Annotated in this window: 22 protein-coding genes and 1 tRNA gene; 12 read left to right on the top strand and 11 right to left on the bottom strand. The window is 69.5% G+C overall.

Translation table 11 applies throughout. From position 1 onward, the window contains the following. Window positions 1-10: 10 nt before the first annotated feature. Both ACZ6Z4_RS22565 and ACZ6Z4_RS22560 read left to right on the top strand, forming a co-directional pair. Complete coding sequence (locus ACZ6Z4_RS22565) at window positions 11-1318, top strand: S1 family peptidase (RefSeq protein WP_465567745.1); 1308 nt, start codon at window positions 11-13, stop codon at window positions 1316-1318. Between the two features lie 52 nt (window positions 1319-1370). Continuing rightward, window positions 1371-2102 (top strand): class I SAM-dependent methyltransferase, encoded by a 732-nt coding sequence (locus ACZ6Z4_RS22560; RefSeq protein WP_465567742.1) that lies wholly within the window; start codon window positions 1371-1373, stop codon window positions 2100-2102. Here ACZ6Z4_RS22560 and ACZ6Z4_RS22555 read toward each other — a convergent pair. Continuing rightward, the gene (locus tag ACZ6Z4_RS22555) at window positions 2059-2550 is read right to left on the bottom strand and encodes a putative immunity protein (protein ID WP_465569257.1); all 492 of its coding nucleotides are present in this window, start codon (window positions 2548-2550) and stop codon (window positions 2059-2061) included. The two genes, ACZ6Z4_RS22560 and ACZ6Z4_RS22555, sit on opposite strands and share 44 nt — an antisense overlap. 60 nt (window positions 2551-2610) lie before the next feature. Then, window positions 2611-3129: a DUF1990 family protein gene (locus ACZ6Z4_RS22550; protein WP_465567739.1), complete on the bottom strand. Its 519-nt coding sequence runs from the start codon at window positions 3127-3129 to the stop codon at window positions 2611-2613. A gap of 39 nt (window positions 3130-3168) precedes the next feature. Between ACZ6Z4_RS22550 and ACZ6Z4_RS22545 the strand changes: the two genes are divergently transcribed. Both ACZ6Z4_RS22545 and ACZ6Z4_RS22540 read left to right on the top strand, forming a co-directional pair. Beyond that, a tRNA-Arg gene (locus tag ACZ6Z4_RS22545) sits at window positions 3169-3241 on the top strand. A gap of 47 nt (window positions 3242-3288) precedes the next feature. Beyond that, window positions 3289-3621 (top strand): hypothetical protein, encoded by a 333-nt coding sequence (locus ACZ6Z4_RS22540; RefSeq protein WP_465567736.1) that lies wholly within the window; start codon window positions 3289-3291, stop codon window positions 3619-3621. Here the strand turns inward: ACZ6Z4_RS22540 and ACZ6Z4_RS22535 are convergent. From ACZ6Z4_RS22535 to ACZ6Z4_RS22520, 4 genes are all read right to left on the bottom strand, one after another. Then, complete coding sequence (locus tag ACZ6Z4_RS22535) at window positions 3561-4244, bottom strand: phosphatase PAP2 family protein (protein WP_363665571.1); 684 nt, start codon at window positions 4242-4244, stop codon at window positions 3561-3563. The two genes, ACZ6Z4_RS22540 and ACZ6Z4_RS22535, sit on opposite strands and share 61 nt — an antisense overlap. Next, a complete protein-coding gene (locus ACZ6Z4_RS22530) occupies window positions 4181-4888 on the bottom strand; it encodes a phosphatase PAP2 family protein (protein ID WP_465567733.1) in 708 nt (235 codons plus the stop codon). The genes ACZ6Z4_RS22535 and ACZ6Z4_RS22530 overlap by 64 nt, the downstream gene beginning before the upstream one ends. 108 nt (window positions 4889-4996) lie before the next feature. Continuing rightward, entirely contained in the window at window positions 4997-5944 is a 948-nt protein-coding gene (locus tag ACZ6Z4_RS22525; protein ID WP_465567730.1) for a GNAT family N-acetyltransferase, read from the bottom strand. 40 nt (window positions 5945-5984) lie between these two features. Beyond that, window positions 5985-6755 carry a phytanoyl-CoA dioxygenase family protein gene (locus tag ACZ6Z4_RS22520; protein ID WP_465567727.1) on the bottom strand — a complete coding sequence of 257 codons (771 nt, stop codon included), beginning with the start codon at window positions 6753-6755 and terminating at the stop codon, window positions 5985-5987. A gap of 101 nt (window positions 6756-6856) precedes the next feature. Between ACZ6Z4_RS22520 and ACZ6Z4_RS22515 the strand changes: the two genes are divergently transcribed. Genes ACZ6Z4_RS22515 through ACZ6Z4_RS22500 form a run of 4 tightly spaced genes read left to right on the top strand, consistent with a single transcriptional unit; the run spans window position 6857 to window position 10391 of the window. Next, on the top strand, window positions 6857-8311 hold the full coding sequence (locus ACZ6Z4_RS22515; protein WP_465567724.1) for a serine/threonine-protein kinase: 1455 nt from the start codon (window positions 6857-6859) through the stop codon (window positions 8309-8311). Between the two features lie 52 nt (window positions 8312-8363). Next, entirely contained in the window at window positions 8364-8651 is a 288-nt protein-coding gene (locus ACZ6Z4_RS22510; protein WP_363665581.1) for a YiaA/YiaB family inner membrane protein, read from the top strand. A 3-nt stretch (window positions 8652-8654) separates the two neighbouring features. After that, window positions 8655-9509 carry a nucleotidyltransferase domain-containing protein gene (locus tag ACZ6Z4_RS22505; protein WP_465567720.1) on the top strand — a complete coding sequence of 285 codons (855 nt, stop codon included), beginning with the start codon at window positions 8655-8657 and terminating at the stop codon, window positions 9507-9509. A gap of 57 nt (window positions 9510-9566) precedes the next feature. Beyond that, window positions 9567-10391, top strand: a complete 825-nt coding sequence (locus ACZ6Z4_RS22500) for an alpha/beta fold hydrolase (protein WP_465567717.1) — start codon at window positions 9567-9569, stop codon at window positions 10389-10391. On the opposite strand, the gene ACZ6Z4_RS22495 is transcribed toward ACZ6Z4_RS22500, so the two are convergent. The 3 genes from ACZ6Z4_RS22495 to ACZ6Z4_RS22485 form a co-directional block, all read right to left on the bottom strand. Then, a complete protein-coding gene (locus tag ACZ6Z4_RS22495; protein WP_465567714.1) occupies window positions 10388-10762 on the bottom strand; it encodes a YchJ family protein in 375 nt (124 codons plus the stop codon). The genes ACZ6Z4_RS22500 and ACZ6Z4_RS22495 overlap by 4 nt on opposite strands. A 23-nt stretch (window positions 10763-10785) precedes the next feature. After that, window positions 10786-11214, bottom strand: a complete 429-nt coding sequence (locus ACZ6Z4_RS22490) for a hypothetical protein (RefSeq protein ID WP_465567711.1) — start codon at window positions 11212-11214, stop codon at window positions 10786-10788. An 86-nt stretch (window positions 11215-11300) separates the two neighbouring features. After that, the gene (locus ACZ6Z4_RS22485; protein ID WP_465567708.1) at window positions 11301-11477 is read right to left on the bottom strand and encodes a hypothetical protein; all 177 of its coding nucleotides are present in this window, start codon (window positions 11475-11477) and stop codon (window positions 11301-11303) included. A gap of 127 nt (window positions 11478-11604) precedes the next feature. On the opposite strand from ACZ6Z4_RS22485, the gene ACZ6Z4_RS22480 reads away from it, so the two are divergent. Both ACZ6Z4_RS22480 and ACZ6Z4_RS22475 read left to right on the top strand, forming a co-directional pair. Next, window positions 11605-12279, top strand: a complete 675-nt coding sequence (locus ACZ6Z4_RS22480) for a PadR family transcriptional regulator (protein ID WP_465567705.1) — start codon at window positions 11605-11607, stop codon at window positions 12277-12279. Continuing rightward, window positions 12279-12731, top strand: a complete 453-nt coding sequence (locus tag ACZ6Z4_RS22475; RefSeq protein ID WP_465567702.1) for a DUF1707 SHOCT-like domain-containing protein — start codon at window positions 12279-12281, stop codon at window positions 12729-12731. The genes ACZ6Z4_RS22480 and ACZ6Z4_RS22475 overlap by 1 nt, the downstream gene beginning before the upstream one ends. Here ACZ6Z4_RS22475 and ACZ6Z4_RS22470 read toward each other — a convergent pair whose 3' ends face one another. Then, window positions 12732-13112, bottom strand: a complete 381-nt coding sequence (locus ACZ6Z4_RS22470; protein WP_465567698.1) for a VOC family protein — start codon at window positions 13110-13112, stop codon at window positions 12732-12734. 55 nt (window positions 13113-13167) lie between these two features. Between ACZ6Z4_RS22470 and ACZ6Z4_RS22465 the strand changes: the two genes are divergently transcribed. After that, the gene (locus ACZ6Z4_RS22465) at window positions 13168-13905 is read left to right on the top strand and encodes an LmeA family phospholipid-binding protein (protein WP_465567695.1); all 738 of its coding nucleotides are present in this window, start codon (window positions 13168-13170) and stop codon (window positions 13903-13905) included. Window positions 13906-13986: 81 nt separating this feature from the next. Further along, on the top strand, window positions 13987-14667 hold the full coding sequence (locus ACZ6Z4_RS22460) for an ANTAR domain-containing protein (protein WP_465567692.1): 681 nt from the start codon (window positions 13987-13989) through the stop codon (window positions 14665-14667). Between the two features lie 53 nt (window positions 14668-14720). Here the strand turns inward: ACZ6Z4_RS22460 and ACZ6Z4_RS22455 are convergent, their stop codons facing one another. Then, window positions 14721-18383, bottom strand: coding sequence for a CARDB domain-containing protein (locus ACZ6Z4_RS22455; protein ID WP_465567689.1), 3663 nt, complete (start codon window positions 18381-18383; stop codon window positions 14721-14723). Window positions 18384-18431: the final 48 nt, after the last annotated feature.

Raw genomic sequence — 18431 nt, 5'->3', positions numbered from 1 at the left:
GGGGAGCTCAGTGCGACTCTCAGCAACCGTCCCGCTGCTCGCTCTCGGCTCGTTGTCACTCGTCGCAGTCGCTCTGCCCGCCGGATCCACTCCGCTCCCCCGGGCCGCGGCGGCTCCCTCGACGGTTGCTGTCTGCAACCACAACGACCCGGTCTCGACCGCCGAACACTCCCAGCGACTCTCCCAGCCGACCAGCGCCAAGGACTCCCGGCCGCTCGGCCAGGCCCTCGGCGAAGGGGTCTCGGCCGCGGTCCGCTCGATCGAGCCGCTGGACGCGACCGGCCGCCCGAAGTCCGGCCTGCCGTACGGGTTGAGCGCCGGCGTCATCGGCGTACTGGGCACGCAGGAGACCGGGTACAAGGTGGTGCTCGACGACTCAGTGGTCGACGAGAAGAAGTACCAGGCCGCCGTCCAGAAGAACGTCCCGGCCGCGGGTAAGCCGATGCTGACCGTCGAGCGCAGCTGCCGCTCGGCGCGCTCGGTCGCCGCCGCCTGGAAGGCCGTCGGCGGCCGCGCCTGGTCCGCCGACGCCGCGAAGACCACCTTCACCGCCGACCTCGACCCGGCCAGCGAAAACGTCGTCGTCGAGTACGACGCCGCGACCACGTCGCCGGCCAGCGCCGAGGCGCTCGACGGGCTCGACGGCGTCGACGCGGTCCCGACCGGCGTGGCCCGGACGAGCCGCTTCAACGACACCCCCAAGGGCGGCCACTGGGGCGGCGCGCGGATCACCTCCGCGCTGAAGAACTGCACCGCCGGCTTCTCCGTGGTTCGCAAGTCGAACAACACCCGCGCCTCGGTCACCGCCGGCCACTGCGGCGGCCCCGGCACGATCTGGCGCAGCGGCTCGAACTACTACGGCACCACCTCGGTCCGCTCCAACTACCCCGACTACGACCAGGCCCTGATCACCGGCAGCTCGTACGGCGCCAAGATCTGGACCGACGGCCCCGGCGACTCCGCCGACACCCGCACCGTCAAGGGGGGCGACGACCCCGCGGTCGGCGCCTCGGTCTGCCAGTCCGGCTCGTTCAGCACGTCGCTGTGCGGCATCACCGTCCGCTCGCTGAGCGCGAAGTACTGCGACTCCGACGGCTGTACGACGTACGTGATCCGCGCGACCCGCAACAACCAGATCGCCATCATCGGCGGCGACTCCGGCGGCCCGGTCTACTCCCGCCCGACGTCGACCACCGCCACCATCCGCGGCCTCGCCTTCGCCGGCTCCGGCTGCAACGCCTCGCGCTGCACCACCTTGTACGCCGAACGCTACAAGTCGATCGCCGGGCACCTCGGCGTACGGGCTCTGACCGGGTGAACTCCCCGGCGCCCGCCGCCGCCCTGACCGCGCGACCGCTTAGTGTCGGCCGGTGACCTCCCCACGCCTGCACACGCTCGACCAGCTTCTCGAGCTCCTCGACACCGTTGTCGCCTCCAGCACCCGCGGCGACCGCTCCCAGAAGTCCGCCGCCGACTTCTGGACCACCATGCTCACCAAGCCCGGCCACCCCCTGGCCACACAGCTCCCCGACGAGCCCCTCGTCGACTGGCACGCCCGCGGCCTCCTCGGCGACCTGTCGAATGCGCGAGTCCTCGACATCGGCTGCGGCTCCGCCCGCAACAGCCGCTGGTTCGCCGACCAGGGCGCAACCGTCGAGGCCATCGACCTGGCAGCGCCGCTCCTCGACGCGATCCGCCCGACGATGCCGCCCGCCGTACAGCTGACCGCCCTCGACTTCCTCCGCGACCCGCTCCCCACGGGAACCTTCGACGTCGTCTACGACTCAGGCTGCTTCCACCACATCGCCCCGCACCGCCGCCTCACCTACCTGCAGCGCCTCGCGACTCTCCTCCACCCGGGCTCCCGCTTCGCGATCATCACCTTCGCCACCGGCCTGGTCGACACCCCCACCGACCAGGAGATCCTCACCGACGGCGACACCGGCGGCGGCATGTCCTTCACCCTCGAAGACCTCCGCGAAACCTTCGCCACCCTCACCCCCGTCGAGCTCCGCGCCGTACAGGACGATCGCGAAGGCACCTTCGGCGCCGACTTCCTCAACGCTGCACTGTTCGCAGCCCCTGATCGAGCAGCCGACTGAGCACACCCACCCGACTCTTCCCAAACGTTGCCTGAGGCAACTCAATCACCAGACCCCGTACGCCGGCCGGCGCGATCTCCACCGCCCACCGCACCGCATCCTCCCCAACTTCAGGCGCGCCGGCCGCCAGCTCCTCAGCCAACGCCATCTGCACCGCCGGCCCCAGCACATGCTTGACCTGATGCGGACTCACCAAATCGTGAACGTACGCCGCCCCCGCCGCATACCCCGCAGCCCGAGCCGCCGCCGTCCGCACCGGATCCCCCACCTCCCGAGCAGCCGATAACGCACCCCAAGCCGCGTCCCGAATCCCCTTCGTCCGCTCCCCACCGGCCGCGAACCCCTCAGCCGCCTCCACCGCACCCCGAACCCGCGAATCCTCGACCAACCCCACCACCCGCGCCGCACACTCCGCAGCCCACCCCGCCAGCACCCGCCGATCCGCCATCTCCACAACCTCAACCCTAGCTTTGAACCCCGTCGTGGAGACTCCTCGCAACCCCCTCGCTCAGCCCACCCCCAAACCCTCAAACGCCCGCAGATACCTCCGCCGATAAACCCGCTGCGCCACCAACACCGCCGGAAACACCACTCGCCACCACCCCCGCCCAGCCCGAGTCACCGACCGCACCGTCAACCACACCACCCCGTCCCCCGCCCGATGCACCACGAACGCCTCCTCCCCCACAACGGGATGCCCCACCCGTGTCCCATACGCAAACCCGCACCGCTCCCGCGTCCCCACCACCTCCACCACCCGAACCGGCTCCCGCACCCGAACCGGCCCCACCCTTACCACCAACACACAGTCCTCCCCCACCACAGCAACCTCCGCCCCCTCCACCCCAAACCCACTCCGCGTCTTAACCCCCCACCGCATCACCGCCTCAACAGCCGCCTCCCAAACCCGCTCCCCCTCCCCCACCCGCACCGACCCCTCAAACCCCCGAAACCCCTCCGGCGCCCCCACCCACACCGCTTCCCCCACCCCCGTAGCCCCCACCGGCGCGTAGTTCACCTCACTCATCCCCCCATCCTCCGATTCCGCTAGGCTGTCCCATCGTGCGCCCCCGTAGCTCAGGGGATAGAGCGTCGGTTTCCTAAACCGTGCGTCGCAGGTTCGAATCCTGCCGGGGGCACCTCATCGACGCTCCTCGCGGGCCCTCTGCACTGTCAGACTCTGCTGATGGAGGAACGGCAAGGGGAGGAATCCGAGGTCACGGTCTCGGATGAGCCGCGTGCGGGTGTGATGCGGCAGTTGTTCGACATCAACAGCTTGTACTACTGGGGCCCGGGGTGGGTTCGGTGGTTTGTGTTGCGGTTCGTGCTGTTGGTGATCGGGACCGAACTCGGTGCGGTGTTGTGGCGGGTTGTGGTCGACTCCGGTGGTAAGCGGTCGTTCTTCGAGCGGATGCTCACGAACGTCTACATCTGGGCCTGTCTGATCGCCACGTTGATCTACGCCATCGTCGACCGACGGGCTCGGCGGCGGGAGGAGCAGTGGCGGTACCAGGCGTAGGCGAGTAGCGCGCAGAGGGTGCCGTTGAGGATGCCGGCGGTGACGTCGGTGACGTGGTGCATGCCTCGGTAGAGGCGGGAGAACGCCACGAGTAGGGGCATCGCCAGGCAGACGATGATGGTGGTCCAGCGGAGCCAGGTGGTTTCGATGCGGGTCGCGAGAAGCGCGAAGGCGACGTACAAGCCGGTGGAAGCTCCTACGTGGCCGCTGGGGTAGCTGGCGGTGGGTGGGGAGGCGTCGAGTTTTTCCACCTGGGGGCGGTCTCGGTCCACGACCTTGGCCGAGATGAGGAAGATCAGGCCCTGCATGGCGATCGCAACCGGTGGGACCAGGGCGAGGCGGAGGTCTCGGGTTCGCCAGAGGATGAGCGACGCCACGACGATGCAGACGGCGATGACGCCGATGGTGTTGCCGATCTGGGACCAGACGGCGGTGATGGTGTTCCAGGTGCCGGTCCGGTCGGTCGCGAGGTCCTTGTTGACGGTTTCCTCGGAGTGGCTGAGGGCTTTGAGGGGGCCTTGGAGGGCGAGGCCGAGGCCGATGATCACGCCGCCGAGGGCTACGCCGGGTGCGACGGTCCGGGTGAGGAGGTCGACGCCGTCCTGCCGATGAATCCGATCCATGAAGCGAACATAATGCCCAGGCCGAGTACGTGCCCGGCGAGAATGTCGGACGGGAAGTGGGCACCGATGAAGAGGCGGTCGAGGCCGACGATCACCGGTACGACGACCGCGAGCGCGACGGCGATGCGGCGCTGGGTGGTGGTGAGCAGCGGCCAGAGCAGGAAGACCATCACCGCGGCCGCGAGGGTGATGTTGAGGGTGTGGCCGGACGGGAACGAGTAGCCCTCGGCGTGCGGGAGCGTGTCGTCGACCAACGGCCGGGCCCGTTGCGCGATCGGTTTCGCGATACCGCCGATCGCCCAGCCGGCCATCATCGTGACGAATGCCCAGAGCGCGCGGCCCTTGAGATTGCGGGCCTTCCAGGTCCAGATCGCGACGCCGGTCGCGACGGCGTACACGAAGATCGGCAGGCTGACGACCTGGATCACGGTGAGCAGCGGGATCAGCCCGTGCCGAATGCTGAACCCGGTCGACGCGCGGATCGCCGCCTGGTCGGCGCGGATCAGCGGGTCGAACTGCTGCCGGACAGCGAGTCCGAGCAGCACCACCGGCAGCGCGAACACCAGCATCGCGACGACACCGCGCAGCAACCGCCGCCGCCGCGTCTGCACGACGGCGACCGCACCAGCCCACCGCGTCGCCATGGCCACCCTGTACCCATCGGGCGCAACTTGCCCCAAGCGCCTACCGCCGCCGCCCGGCCTGCCCTTTCCTAGTTGAGTTTACAGAGGAGAGGGTTGGGCGGCGGGCGGTTATCCACAGGCCTGCGGAGCGCTCCTCACTGGCGCGTCACGTGAGAGTTCTCGGAAGCCGAGGCCGTAGTACAGGCCGCGGGCGCGCGGATGGCCCGGTGCGCCGAGGCAGACCACGGTCGCGTGCGTCGCCCCGGCGTCTCGGGCCAGGTGCATTGCGTGCAGCATCATCGCCTGGGCCAAGCCGAGTCGGCGGTACGCCGGGTGGGTGCCCACTGGCTCGAACTCGACGGTTCGATTCGCCGGGTCGAACCACATGATCGCCGAGCACGCCATCGTGCCGTCGGGTGCCTCGACGAGGACGTGCAGGTCTGCTCGGTACGCCGCTGTCTGGCGGACGCCCTCGTAGCGTTCCAGCGTGTAGTACGACGGCGCCCACGCGTCGACATGCGCCTGTACGGCGGCCTCCGGTGAGACCTCGTCGGCGGTGCGGAAGCGGAAGCCAGCAGGCAGCACCGGCTCCGGCAGCTCGGCCAGCTCCCGCCGGTTGAGCTGCGTCCAGTCGCCGTCGTCGGCTAGCGCAACCTGGTCGGGCTCGTACCCGTGGGCCTTCCACCGCTCCAGCGCGAACGTCTCCGCGGTCGTCGGGCACGCCGTGCGCTCCAGGCCGCGCGTCACCTCGTCGTACGACTCGATCAGCTCGTCGACGAGCTCCAGGTGGTCAGGGCGGACTTGGTAGGTCAGCGACGCCCCGGTGATGTCCCTGACCGACCCGTCCGTACGCCGGATCCGCCGCGGCAGGAACGCCCAGCTCCACGCGACCAGCTCGTCGCCGGCGAACCAGAGGCGTCGCCGCCAGGCAGCGCCGTCGGCGGACCAGCCCTTCCCCCAGATCCAGGCCAGCTCGCCGTACGACGCGCCGGCGCTGATCAGGTCGGGCCGTACGGCGGTGACGCGCTGGGCAAGGCCCTGCATGAGTGGGAGGTCCGCCGGGCTCATCAGCTCCATCGCCGTACTGTCTCAGCAGACCAGTGCGCCGTCGAACGGTTTAGCTGGGGTCGGTGACGTCCAGCAGGTAACGCTGCGCCGGAGTGAGCCGCTGGTACGTGTCGGCGCGCAGGTACTCCTGCTGGTTCAGCTGCTGCGGGAGGTGGCGCAGGGCGAAGTACGAGTGCATCGCTCGGCGGGGGTGGGTGGTGTGGTTCTGGGTGCCGCCGTGCCAGAGGTGGCTGTTGAAGATGACGACGGTGCCGGCCTTGCCGGTCAGCTGGATCTGGTCGGGGTGGGTGGCGGCGGGGTCGGGCATCTCGTCGGCGGGCATCGTGCCGCGGCGGTGCGAGCCCGGTACGACGCGGGTCGCGCCGTTGTCCGGGGTGAAGTCGTCGAGCAGCCAGATCGAGTTGCAGACCTCGTACTCGCCGGGGGCGACCGGGTGGCCGAAGTCGGCGTGCAGCGATTGGTGGCCCTGGCCGGGCAGGGCGGCGCGGCTGTTCAGGGAGGAGAGCCGGAACGACGGGCCGAGGACGTGGCGGATCGCGGCCAGGACGCGGGGGTGGCTGAAGCAGACCTCGAACATCGGGTCCTTGTTGATCAGGTCGGCCAGGCGGTCGGTGCCCTGCTCCTGGTGGACCTCGAGGCCGGCCCGTTCGCCTTCGGCCGCGGTGAGCTCGGCCATCCGCCGGTTGACGGCGTACACCGCCTCGAGGGTCAGGACGTCTTCCAGGGGAAGGAAGCCGTCGCGGTCGAGCTGGTCGCGCTCGGGATCGGTGAGCAGGTCGCCGGTCACACCGAGGTCGCTCAGCGCGGTCGCCATGTCCATCAGGGGCTCCTTCGTGGAATCGGAAACGATTCCAGCATCGAGGCGTTGGGTTCGTGGGGCAAGATGGCCCGGGGCGGTCAACGGGCGAAGGTTGGGGCGGAGTGTCGGTGGGTACGGGCGACGGGGTGTTGGTAGCGAAGCGGTACAGGCTCGGTGAGTCGATCGGGCGAGGTGGCATGGGAGAGGTCTTCCGTGCCGTCGACGAGGTTCTGGAGCGGCCGGTCGCGGTCAAGCTGCTGCTGCCGACCGACCGGGATTCGAGCGCCAGCGAGCGGTTCCAGCGCGAGGCGCGGGCCGCGGCGCGGTTGAGCGACCCTCATGTGGTGTCCGTGTACGACTTCGGGCAGCACGGGGACGGGTTCTTCCTGGTGATGGAGCTCGTCGAGGGCCGTACGGCGTCCGGCGAGCTCGAGGAGCACGGCCCGCTGGAGAAGGACCGGGCGATCGACATCGTCGAGCAGGCTGCTGCTGGGCTGGCGGCGGCGCATCGGGTGGATGTCGTGCATCGGGATGTGAAGCCTGGGAATCTGCTGGTTGCGCAGGACGGGACTGTGAAGGTCGCGGACTTCGGGATCGCGCACGTCGCCGATCAGGCTGGTACGACGCTGACGGCGACCGGGCAGATCGTGGGGAGCTCCCACTATCTGGCGCCGGAGCGAGCGCGCGGTGGGCGGGCTGGGCAGCCGTCCGATGTGTACTCGCTGGGGTGCGTGCTCTATCAGTTGGTGATGGGGCGGCCGCCGTTCACGGCTGAGCATCCGACCGGGATTCTGTACCAGCACGTCGATGCCGAGCCGGAGCCGGTGAGCGCTGAGCGGGCGGAGCTGGCTGGAGTATTCGAGCAGGTGCTGCTGCGGATGCTGGCCAAGGATCCGGAGGCGCGGCCTCCGGCGGCGGAGATCGCTGGTGGGGCGCTGCGGGGTGCTGGGGCTGGTGGAGGCGACTGGCGCGGGGTTGCGGCGGTGCCGACTGCGGTGGATGTCGCGGCGGCGGGCGCTGGTGCAGCAGCAGGCGCAGGAGCAGGCACTGGTACGGCGGCAGGCGATGGCCCCGAGGACCCGACCGGTGAGCCGGCGCCTCCCGCAGGCCCGTCGCAGACGCGCTCCAAGGCCATGATGATCGCCGCAGTCGCCGTACTGGCCACTGCCGCGGCGGCGACGGCAGCGATCCTCATCTTCACCAACGACCCGGACCTCCCGCCATCGACCGACCTCCGCCCTGACCAGACCCCCACCGCACCAGCCGCCGGTACGACGGGCCCGAGCACCTCCAACGACCCGACCCGCACCAACCCGACCGGCCCAGCCACCACCGGCCAGCCAACGCAGACCCCCACTCAAACGCCGTCCAGCACCCCCACGCCAACAACCACCCCGTCGGGCACACCAACCCCCAGCACGACCCCCTCCTCCCCCAACCCGAGCACTACTCCCAGCACCCCGCCCCAGAGCACCCCGACCCCCGACAACACCCCGTCGAGCACGCCTCCGCCCGACACCCCCACTCCGACCCCGCCGGCCGGCACCCCGACCCCACCCGCCGAGCTGGCCAACTAGTTGAGTGGTTTTCCTCATGCGCGCACGCCCGGCCGGCCCCAGGATCTTGCGTATGACGAAAACTGTTCAGCCCTCGCAGACGGGGGCGTTCTACGCGCAGGCCGTGGCATCGTTCGGGCTCTCGATGGGGGCGATGGTGATCGGGCTGATCTACCTGCCCGCCGAGCCGTGGGTCAGGGGGTTCCTCGCGCTCGGTCTCCTGTACGTCGTGACCTCGACGGTCGTGCTCTGCAAGGTGGTCCGCGACCGCCAGGAGCTCGCGGGGGTGTCCAACCGGGTCGACCAGGCCCGCCTGGACAAGCTGCTGAGTGAGCACGACCCGTTCAAGGTGGAGGTCTGACACTTGGGGGACGCGGCGCGGTGGCGGCTGGAGGCGGTGCGGCCGCTGCTGGCGGCGTACGCCGGGACGACCGGCGTGGACGCGGTGATGGTCGGCGGGTCGACGGCGCGTGGGGACGCCGATCGGTGGTCGGACGTCGAGGTGGGGGTGTTCTGGGATCGGCCGCCGACGACTGAGGAACGGCGGAGCGTCCCGGCAGCGGCCGACGTACGGCTGGTGAACCAAGGGCCGCCGTGGAACGACCAGCTCCACCTCGGCACGAAGGCCGGGCTGATGGTCGAGGTCGAGCACAACCTCACCAGTTCGGTCGAGCGGACGCTGGACCGCGTGCTCGGCGACCACACCACCGACGGGACGGCGCTCGGGCTGGTGCAGGGGATCGTGGACGGGCGCGAGATCGCCGGCGTGCGGGCGGACGTCGTACGGCGGTGGCAAGCGCGGGCCGCGGAGTATCCGCGCGGGCTGGCGGTTGCGGTGGTCGAGTACAACGGGGCGATCGAGAAGTTCTGGCGGCTCGCGATGTTGGCGGAGCGCGAGAATCCGTTGCTCGTGGCCCGGGAGCTGGTGCGGATCTCGAACCAGCTGCTCAACGTGCTGCATGCGATGAACGGGAAGTACTGCGGGCACGTGCTGGCTTTCAAGCGGCTCGACGCGATGGGGCTGGAGATCGCGCCCGCTGATCTCCCACGCAGGTTGAGGAAGGTCTTCGCGGAAGACGGCGCGGAAGTGCTGCGGGAACTCGTCGAGGAGAGCTTCGACCTGGTGGAGATTCACCTGCCGGAAGTCGATGTCGAGCGGCTCCGCCGGATCTTCCGAACTCGACGTGAACCGTTGGAAAGCCTGCCCGGGCAGGGTTAACGTGGCCTGGTGCTGGGGGCACGCCGGGTCCATTGAGCGTGCGAAAGGGGCGGGACAGTGGGGACGATCACGACCAGCGACGGTACGGAGATCTTCTATAAGGACTGGGGTAGCGGGCAACCGATCGTGTTCAGTCACGGGTGGCCGTTGTCGAGTGACGACTGGGACGCGCAGATGCTGTTCTTCCTGCAGCAGGGGTACCGCGTCGTCGCGCACGACCGGCGCGGGCACGGGCGGTCGACGCAGACCGGTGACGGGCACGACATGGACCACTACGCCGACGATCTGCGCGCCGTCGTCGAGCACCTCGATCTGCGCGACGCGATCCACGTCGGGCACTCGACGGGTGGCGGCGAGGTCGTGCACTACCTGGCGCGGCACGGTGAGGACCGCGCGTCGAAGGCCGCGATCCTGTGCGCCGTACCGCCGCTGATGGTGAAGACCGACGCGAACCCCGAGGGTCTGCCGAAGGACGTGTTCGACGACCTGCAGGCGCAGCTCGCGGCCAATCGGTCGGAGTTCTACCGCGCGTTGCCGAGCGGGCCGTTCTACGGGTTCAACCGCCCGGGCGCCGAGCCGTCCGAAGCGGTGATCGCGAACTGGTGGCGCCAGGGCATGATGGGCGGCGCGAAGGCGCACTACGACGGGATCGTCGCGTTCTCGCAGACCGACTTCACCGAGGATCTGCGCCAGATCGGCATCCCGGTGCTGGTGATGCACAGCGAGGACGACCAGATCGTCCCGTACGTCGCCTCCGGCCCGAAGTCGGCCGAGCTGCTGAAGAACGGCGTCCTCAAGACGTACGCCGACTACCCGCACGGCATGCCGACCACCCACGCCGACGTGATCAACGCCGATCTGCTCGAGTTCCTGCGGTCCTAGCGGGGCTCGACGTAGACCCAGTCGCCGTTCTCGCGGGTGAACAGGCTGTTCTCCTGCTGGACGCCGCCGGCGTACGACGCGCGGAACTCGACGGTTCCCTCGCTGTGGAAGGCGGTTCCGGCGGTCGTGCCGACGATCTCGAGGCCGGTCCAGTCGGTGGCGTCGAGGGTGAGGGACGGCGGCCGGGTCTTGGCCGACCAGGTGCGGAGCAGGTAGCCGGTGTCGCCGACCACGAACGCGGAGTAGCGCGAACGCATCAGCTGCTCCGCGGTCGCGGCGGTCTTCTCACCTCGGTGGAGCATCCCGCAGCAGGACTCGTACGTCGTACCGGATCCGCACGGGCAGAAGACCGCCGAACGTCGTTTCGCCATGGCGACGATTGTCGCCTACGGCGTCAGCGCTGGGTCGGGTCGATGTGCGAGGTGGCGTTGTCGACGTGGCCCTGGACGGTCTCGCCGGCCTGGTCGACGTGGCCCTGGGCCGCTTCGGTGACCTGGTCGACGGGGACGTCGACGCCGGTCACACCGGTGAACTGGTCGGCCGCGCCCTGGGCGTTGTCGACGTGGCCCTGGGCCTGGTCGGCGAACCCGTCGACGTGGCCCTGGGCCTGGTCGGCCAGGCCGTCGGCGTGGCCCTGGGCTTGATCGGCAACGCCTTGGGCCTGGTCGGCGACGCCTTCGGCCTGGCCGGCCACGCCTTCAGCGGCGCCGCCGAGGTGGTCGGTGACGCCGCTGACGTCGATACCGGTGGCCTCGGTGACCTTGTCACCGGCGCCCTGCAGCATCTCGGTGGCCTTGTCCTTGAACTTGTCGAAGATGCTCATCGCGAAATCCTTCGGGTCTGGAGGGTTGGGGACGAGCTAGGAGTTCACCAACCTACAGACCGCGTTCAACTGAACGCTCAACGTTGTCAGGCCTCCGACGGCGGCGTCCCGTCGTCGTGCTTGACCTCACGGTCGGCCAGGCCGGACTCCTCGACGGTGCCGTCGCGTTCGAGGGCCTCGTTGATCTCGGAGTCGGTGACCTGGTGGGTCTTCTCGAAACGGGTCGGGGTCAGGTTCTCGTACCGGTTGCTCGGGTTCGTCATCGCTTTCCCTCCTACCGCATTGAACACCTCAGGTACCCCGCCGCACACCAGTTCGCACCGACGCCTTGGGTGGCGACAGTTCGCGATATATCGTCGAACTATCGCAACCTCTGGCAAGGAGACGGTGATGGGTGGATCGGCGTACGCGGCGGGATGGCCGTTCGGGCAGGCGGGGTTTGGCCGCGGCTGCTCGTCGTTCGAGGATCTCAAGGAAGAGCTGCGGGCCGCGATGACCGGCCGGCAGCGGCACGGCGGTGGGCACCACCAGGCGTTCGGCGGGATGTGGGGTCCGGGCTTCGGCGGGCCGCCGTGGGCCGGCGGGCCGGGTCCGCGCGGCTGGCGGCAGGCGAAGGCGCGGCGCGGCGACGTCCGGGCGGCGATTCTCGCCGTACTGGCCGAGGAGTCGATGAACGGCTACCAGATCATCCAGGTGGTGGCCGAGCGCAGCGGCGGGGCGTGGAAGCCCAGCCCTGGTTCGATCTACCCGACGCTGCAGCAGCTCGAGGACGAGGGCCTCGTGACGGCGGACGCGGCGACCGGGCGGCGAACGTTCTCGCTGACCGACGAGGGGCGCACATACGTCGCCGAGCACGCCGACGAGGTGTCGGCGCCGTGGGAGGCGATGAGCGCGGGCACTGACGACGAGAACGGGCTGAAGCCGTTGCTCGGGCAGGTCGGCGGGGCCCTGTGGCAGGTGCTCGCGACCGGTACGCCGGAGCAGCAGGCGAAGGCGCGCAAGGCGCTGATCGAGCTGCGCCGCACGCTGTACGGCATCCTCGGCGACGACGAGCAGGAGAGCTGATGAGCTCGCCGGAGCGCCTCGGCGCTGGGTGGGGCAAAGCCGAGCGGAGCGGCGCGTTGCGGATCGGCGATGCCGAGCGCGACCAAGCCGTTGCGGCGTTGGGTGATCACTTCGTCGCCGGGCGGCTGACGCAGGACGAGTTCGAGGAGCGCAGCGAGCGCGCGACCAAGGCCCGGTACGACGACGAGCTGGCGCCGCTGTTCGCGGATCTGCCGGACCAGGCCGTCGTACCGGTGCAACCTGCGTGGGCCGCGGGTCGGGGACGGCAGCCGTCCTGGGTCGCGCAGGGCCGGCCGCCCGCGTTCCTGTTCGTGCTGCCGTTCCTGATGGTCGGGCTCGTCATCGCGAGCGTCTCGTTCGCGGCACCCTGGGTGCTGTGGGTGTTCTTCTGGATCGCGCTGTTCGGCGGCCCGATGCACCACCGCCGGCACCGCCACAGCCAGCGCCGCTGATCAGGTCCCGCGGGTTCGCGTCCGCGGGATCTCCTGCGCCAGCTCGACCACGAACCCGTCCGGGTCGGCGAGGTGGACCGTCCGATGACCCCACGGACGGTCCGCCGGTCCACTGATCACGTACGCCGCCAGCCGCGCCGCCTCCGCGTCGACGTCGTCCACCAGCAGCACGATCTCCGCGGCCGGCCCGGGCGCGACCGGCCCGCCGGTGAGCCACTCGGCGCGGCGCCGCTCGTACAGGGCGAACCGCGGCGCCTCGGTGCCGAACTCGGCGTACCCGGCGTCGGTGAACCGGTACGGGAGCCCGAGAACGTCGCGGTAGAAGGCGATCGAGGCGTCCAGGTCGCCGACGTACAGGATGACGTAGCCGATGCGGTGCACCCGATCACGCTAGACGATGCGGCCGGTGGCGCCGGAGGTCGCTAGGCTCGCGCCCGTGAGTACTCGTGAAGACCGTCCGAAGCCGCGCCGCCGGGGCCGTGGGTTCCTGATCTTTCTGGTGATCGTGCTGATCATCCTGGTGGTCGGCGACCGGGTCGCGGAGTCGGTGGCCGAGAAGCGGCTGGCCACCGAGGCGGTCAACGAGGCCGCCCAGTACGACGTGACCGCGGCCAAGACGACGGCGGAGATCGGCGGCTTCGGGTTCCTGCCGCAGCTGGCCAAGGGCGAGTTCTCCGAGATCACCGTGACGATGGACCAGCCGAGCGTCTCCAAGGTGTCGGCCGAGGAGCTCACGATGGTGATGCAGGGGATCCAGATCCCCCGCGAACTGCTGACCGGCGACACGAGCGCGACGGTGACGGTCAGCCGGGCCGACGTACACCTGAAGATGTCACCCGCGGCGCTCACCAAGCTGACCGCGGCGGCGAGCGGTATCGAGGGCCTGGTCCTGTCCGCCGTCGACGACAAGCTCCAGGCGAAGCTGACCGTCCGCGGCTTCGACGCGATGGCGACCGTACGACCGGAGGTGAGCAACGGGCGGATCGGCCTGGTCGTCGAGAACCTCCCCGAGAGTGTGCCGGCGCGTGTCCGCACGGTGATCACTGCGCTGCTTGCGCGAGGAGTGCGGATCCCGGATCTGCCGTTTGGTGCGCGGGTGACCGCTGCGGACGTTCAGGGTCAGTCGCTGCTCGTCACCGCGACCGCGACGGATGTGCAGCTCTCCGGTTCCTAGTTTCCTGAGCAACAGCTTGCCGGTGCAGGAGGACCGCCAGGGAGCTGGTTGAGTCCACCCATCGAGGGGTACCGCAGGAGAATGACTGACTCGCGCCTGCTCGAGACCGCGCGGTTGCTGTCTCGGGCGCTGACTCCCGGCGACCTCGATCACACGTTGCGTCAGATCACGACCGCGGCGGTGGAAGTTCTGCCCATGGTCGAGTACGCGAGCATCACCGTGTTGCAGCACGACGGGAAGCTCACCACCGCGGCGCCGACCGATCGGGTGCTGCTGCCGCTCGACGCCGCGCAGTACGAGCTTCGTGAGGGGCCCTGCTACTACGCGGCCGTGGACGAGGCGCATGTCATCTCCCCCGATCTCGCCAACGACCCGCGCTTCCCGCGGTACGCCGGGGTCGCCGTGCCGACCGGGATCCGGGCTCAGGCCGGGCTGCGGCTGTACGACGCCCCGAAGTCCAAGGGCGCGCTGAACCTGTACTCGTCGACGGTCGGTGCCTTCGAGGACTTCGAGTCGCTCAGCCGGCTGTTCGCCCATCAGGCCGCGACCGCGATCGCGTACGCGCAGGAGATCGACGACCTGCAGCAGGCGATCCACACCCGCGGAACGATCGGCCAGGCGGTCGGCATCGTGATGGAGCGCTACCAGCTCAACGACGAGCGCGCATTCGCCTTCCTCACGCGGCTGTCGCAGGACAACAACATCAAGCTCCGCAACGTCGCCGAGGAGATCGTCAAGGAGCTCGACACCCGCGGCAGCTGAAGACCCCGAAGGGCCCGGCGCTGTGGCACCGGGCCCCTGGTCTCAGCGAGGTCCTACTGACCGGCGATCGTGAACTGCGAGCCGGGTTCGACCAGGACGTTGCCGTCCCTGGAGTTGGTGATGGTGACCCCTGTCAGGGTCGCGTTGCCGCGGGCGCCGCCCATCGCGAGGATGCCGGAGCCGTTGTTGGACTTGTCGATGCGGACGTTGGTGAGGGCGACGTTCGGCATCAGGCCGCCGCCGGTCTTGAACTGGATGCCGTCGTACGTCGAGTCGACGATCTCGGTGTCGCGGATGGTCACCCCGGGGATCGGGAGGTTCTGCGGGAACAGTGTGATCGCGCCGAACTCCTGGTCCTCGTTCCAGAACACGCCGCCGCAGCGGTACAGGCCGTTGTTGGCGATCAGGGTCTGACCGGAGAACGGCAGCGGGTCGTGGTCGGTGGCCAGCATGATGCCGGGGTAGTTCATCGTGTCGTAGATCAGGTTGTTCTCGATCTTGTTGTCGTAGCCGCCGTAGATCGCGATGCCGTTGGCGCGCCAGGGCAGCTGGACGGTGTTGTTGGTGAACGAGTTGGTGTGACCGATGTCGACCGACTGGTCCTTGACGTACTTGTTCGCCCAGACCGCGAGCGCGTCGTCGCCGGTGGTGCGGAACGACGAGTTGAACACCTTCGAGTTCCGGGTGCCGTTGCTGAAGTTGATCCCGTCGGCGTAGGTGTTGCGGATCCGCATCCCGCTGAACTCCAGGCCGTCGGCCGGGCCCCACAGCTCCTGGATGTTGTCGTAGTCGCGGCCGACCCAGACGCCGACGTTGGCGTGCTCGATCCAGACGTTGGTGATCTTGGTGCCGACGCCGAACCGGCCGTTCAGGCCGACACCGCCCTCGGCGTTGCCGTCACCACCGCGGATCCGGCCCGACCCGAAGATCGCGAGGTCCGAGATCTGGGTGTTCTTGTCGATGTCGAAGCCGAAGTTCCCCTCGTGCGGGTGGTTGATCCCGCCGGCGTTCTGCGGCTCGGTCGTCGAGTACAGCTGCGAGTACCACATGCCCGCGCCGCGGATCGTGGTGTTGCTGATCCCGACCTGGTTGTACTGACCCCGGTTCAGCGGGTCGTCGGTGAGGATCTTCTTCTCCTGCCGCCACTGGCCGGCCGGGATCCAGACGCAGGAGATCACGCCGTTCTGGTCGTCGGTGACGGCGCGCTGGATCGCGTCGGCGTCGTCGATCCCGTCGTTCGCGACCGCGCCGTACTGCGTGATCGACGTGCACCCGGCCGGCTGGCTCAGAGCGGGAGCGACCTGCTCGAGGTCGATCGTGTCGATGATGTAGAACGACGCGCTGTCGCCGGCGTCGCGCTGCAGCTTGAACTTCGTCCCGGCCGGGTACGACGTCCCGAGCAGCGCGCTCGACTCGTCGAACAGGCGGCGCGCGTCGCCACCCGGCGTGTTGGTGAGGCCCTCGGGCTGGTCGGTCGAACCGTACAGCCAGCTGTGCCGCGACGACAGCGTCAGCTTGCGGCTGAAGGTGCCGTTCACGTACAGGCTGATCGTTGCCTCAAGCCCCTGTCCGTTGGCCGAGTCGGGGATCGAGTTGCGGACCACGATCGAGTTCGACTGGTTGGTCGAGGTGAACTCGACGAACTGGCCCTGGCTGTTCAGCCGCACCGAGCTGCGCCCCGACGACTCGGTCGCGAAGTTGGTGTGACCGAAGGTGCGCAGCGGGTCGGCGACGAGCAGCTGACCGGTGTAGTTGGCCGCTTCCGCCTCGTACGACGTGTACGGTACGGCGGCGCCGCGGCCGACCACGATCGCCCGGGCGAACACGTTGTTCGTCTCGTTGGTCTCGGCAACGACTCCGGTCGCGTCGGCCGTGGCCGTGATCGTCGCGCCACCGTTGGTTGCCGTCCACGTCCCACTGATCGCGACGTTGCTGGTGGCACCGGCCGCAACAGCCGGTGCGTTCCCGTTGAGCGTCGTACCGCCGACGACCACGCGGGTCACCGAGGCGGCCGAGGCCGACGTGCCCCGGTTGTTGACGGCAACGGTGAAGCTGACCGCCTGGCCGATCGCCGGGTTGGCCGGGTTCGTGGTGATCCCGGTGACCTGGAGGTCCGGGCCGGGCGCCTGCGCAATCACCAGTTGCGTCGGCGCGGTGAACGCGTTGTTGTCGTTGTTCTGCTCGACGACGGTGTTGGTCGGGTCGACGACCGCGCCGACGGCGTACGAGCCCTGGGCGCGAGTACCGGCGTTGAAGGTGACCGTGGTCGAGGCACCGGCGGCGAGCGCGCCGACCGGGGAGCTGCCGACGACCGTGCCGCCGAGGGTGAAGTTGACCGTGGTCGCGGGCGCCGCGGCCGAGCCGATGTTCTGGACCGTGCCGGACAGCGTGATCGGCGAGGTCTCGCTCGGCGAGGCCGGGGTCCAGGTCAGGCCGCTGACGACCAGGTCCGGGTTCGGCGCCGCCGTACCGATCACCTGGAGCTCGGCGACCTGGCCGCCCGGGGCTCCGGTGTTGCTGAAGAACTGCAGCCGCAGGTCGGCGACCCGGCCGCTGACCGGGATCTCGACGGTGTTCTGCGCCGACGGGTTGAAGGCGTGGTTGGCGCGACCGGACAGCGAGGTGAACGCGGTCGCGTTCTGCTCGCGGCCGAGCACCTCGAAGTTCTGGGTGCGGGCGCCCCAGGCCTGGTCGGGGTTCAGCTTGACGACGACCGAGCTGACGTCGGCGTTCGAGCCGAGCTTGACGGTCAGCGTGGCCGGGAAGCCGTTGGACTCCCAGTACGTCGCCACGTTGTTGTCGTTGGCGTTCGCGGCGACGAAGGTGTGGATCGTCGACGACGCCTCGATCGGCTTGCCGGTGGCGAGGTTCGCGCCGCCGCCCTGGCCGGCCCGGCGGACCCGGTTGCTGTCCCCGGATTCGTTGCCTGCAGCATCTTTCGCCCGGACGTAGTACTCGACGGTCGCCGAGGAGGGCTGGTTGTCGGTGTAGGCGAGGACATTGCCGGCGACCGTGGTGACGGCGGTGTTGTTGCGGTAGACGACGTAGCCGGTGACACCGACGTTGTCGGTCGCGGCGGACCAGGCGAGCCGGATCTGGCCGGACGACGGCTCGGTCAGCGCCAGGTTGCCGGGCGCGGTCGGCGCCTGGGTGTCGCCGCCGGTGTCCGGGCCGTGCACCTCGAACTCGGACAGCTGCCCGGCGGGCCAGCCGGTGTTCGCGGTGATGTTCAGCCGCACGTACCGGACGCTGGTCGCCGGGAAGGTGATCGTCACGGTGTTCGCGTTGGCCGGCGTGAAGGCGTAGCCGGTGCTGGTGACGATGTCGCTGTACGCCGTGCCGTTGCTGCTGCCCTGGACCGCGAGGGTCTGGGTCCGGGCGCCCCACGACGCCGGGAGCTTCAGCACGACGCGGTCGATGCTCTTGGTGGCGCCGAGATCGGCGCGCAGCCACTGGGGGAACTGGTTGTTGTTGCTCTCCCAGTAGGAGTTCTGGTTGCCGTCACCGGTGTTGGTGGCCGGGTACTCCCCCAGTTGGCTGCTCGCGGACAGGGTGCGCGGGAGCGCAGCCGCGGGGGCGGCGGCTGCGGTCGGGGCGGACGGGGTGGTCGCGGTGGTGGTGCTCGCGGAGGCGATGGCCGGTGTGGCACCGGCGAGGATCAGGGCTGCGGAGAGCAGGCCGCTGATCAGCCGCCTGCGGGGCTGGCTCCGTTTCATGGACGTCCTCAGGTCTGGGCGGGGAACTGCAGTCTGAGCTACGTAACT

The sequence above is a fragment of the Kribbella sp. NPDC104740 genome (genome assembly GCF_055583505.1).
Note: the sequence above shows the minus strand (reverse complement) of the source record. Positions and strands in the feature narration are given on the sequence as shown.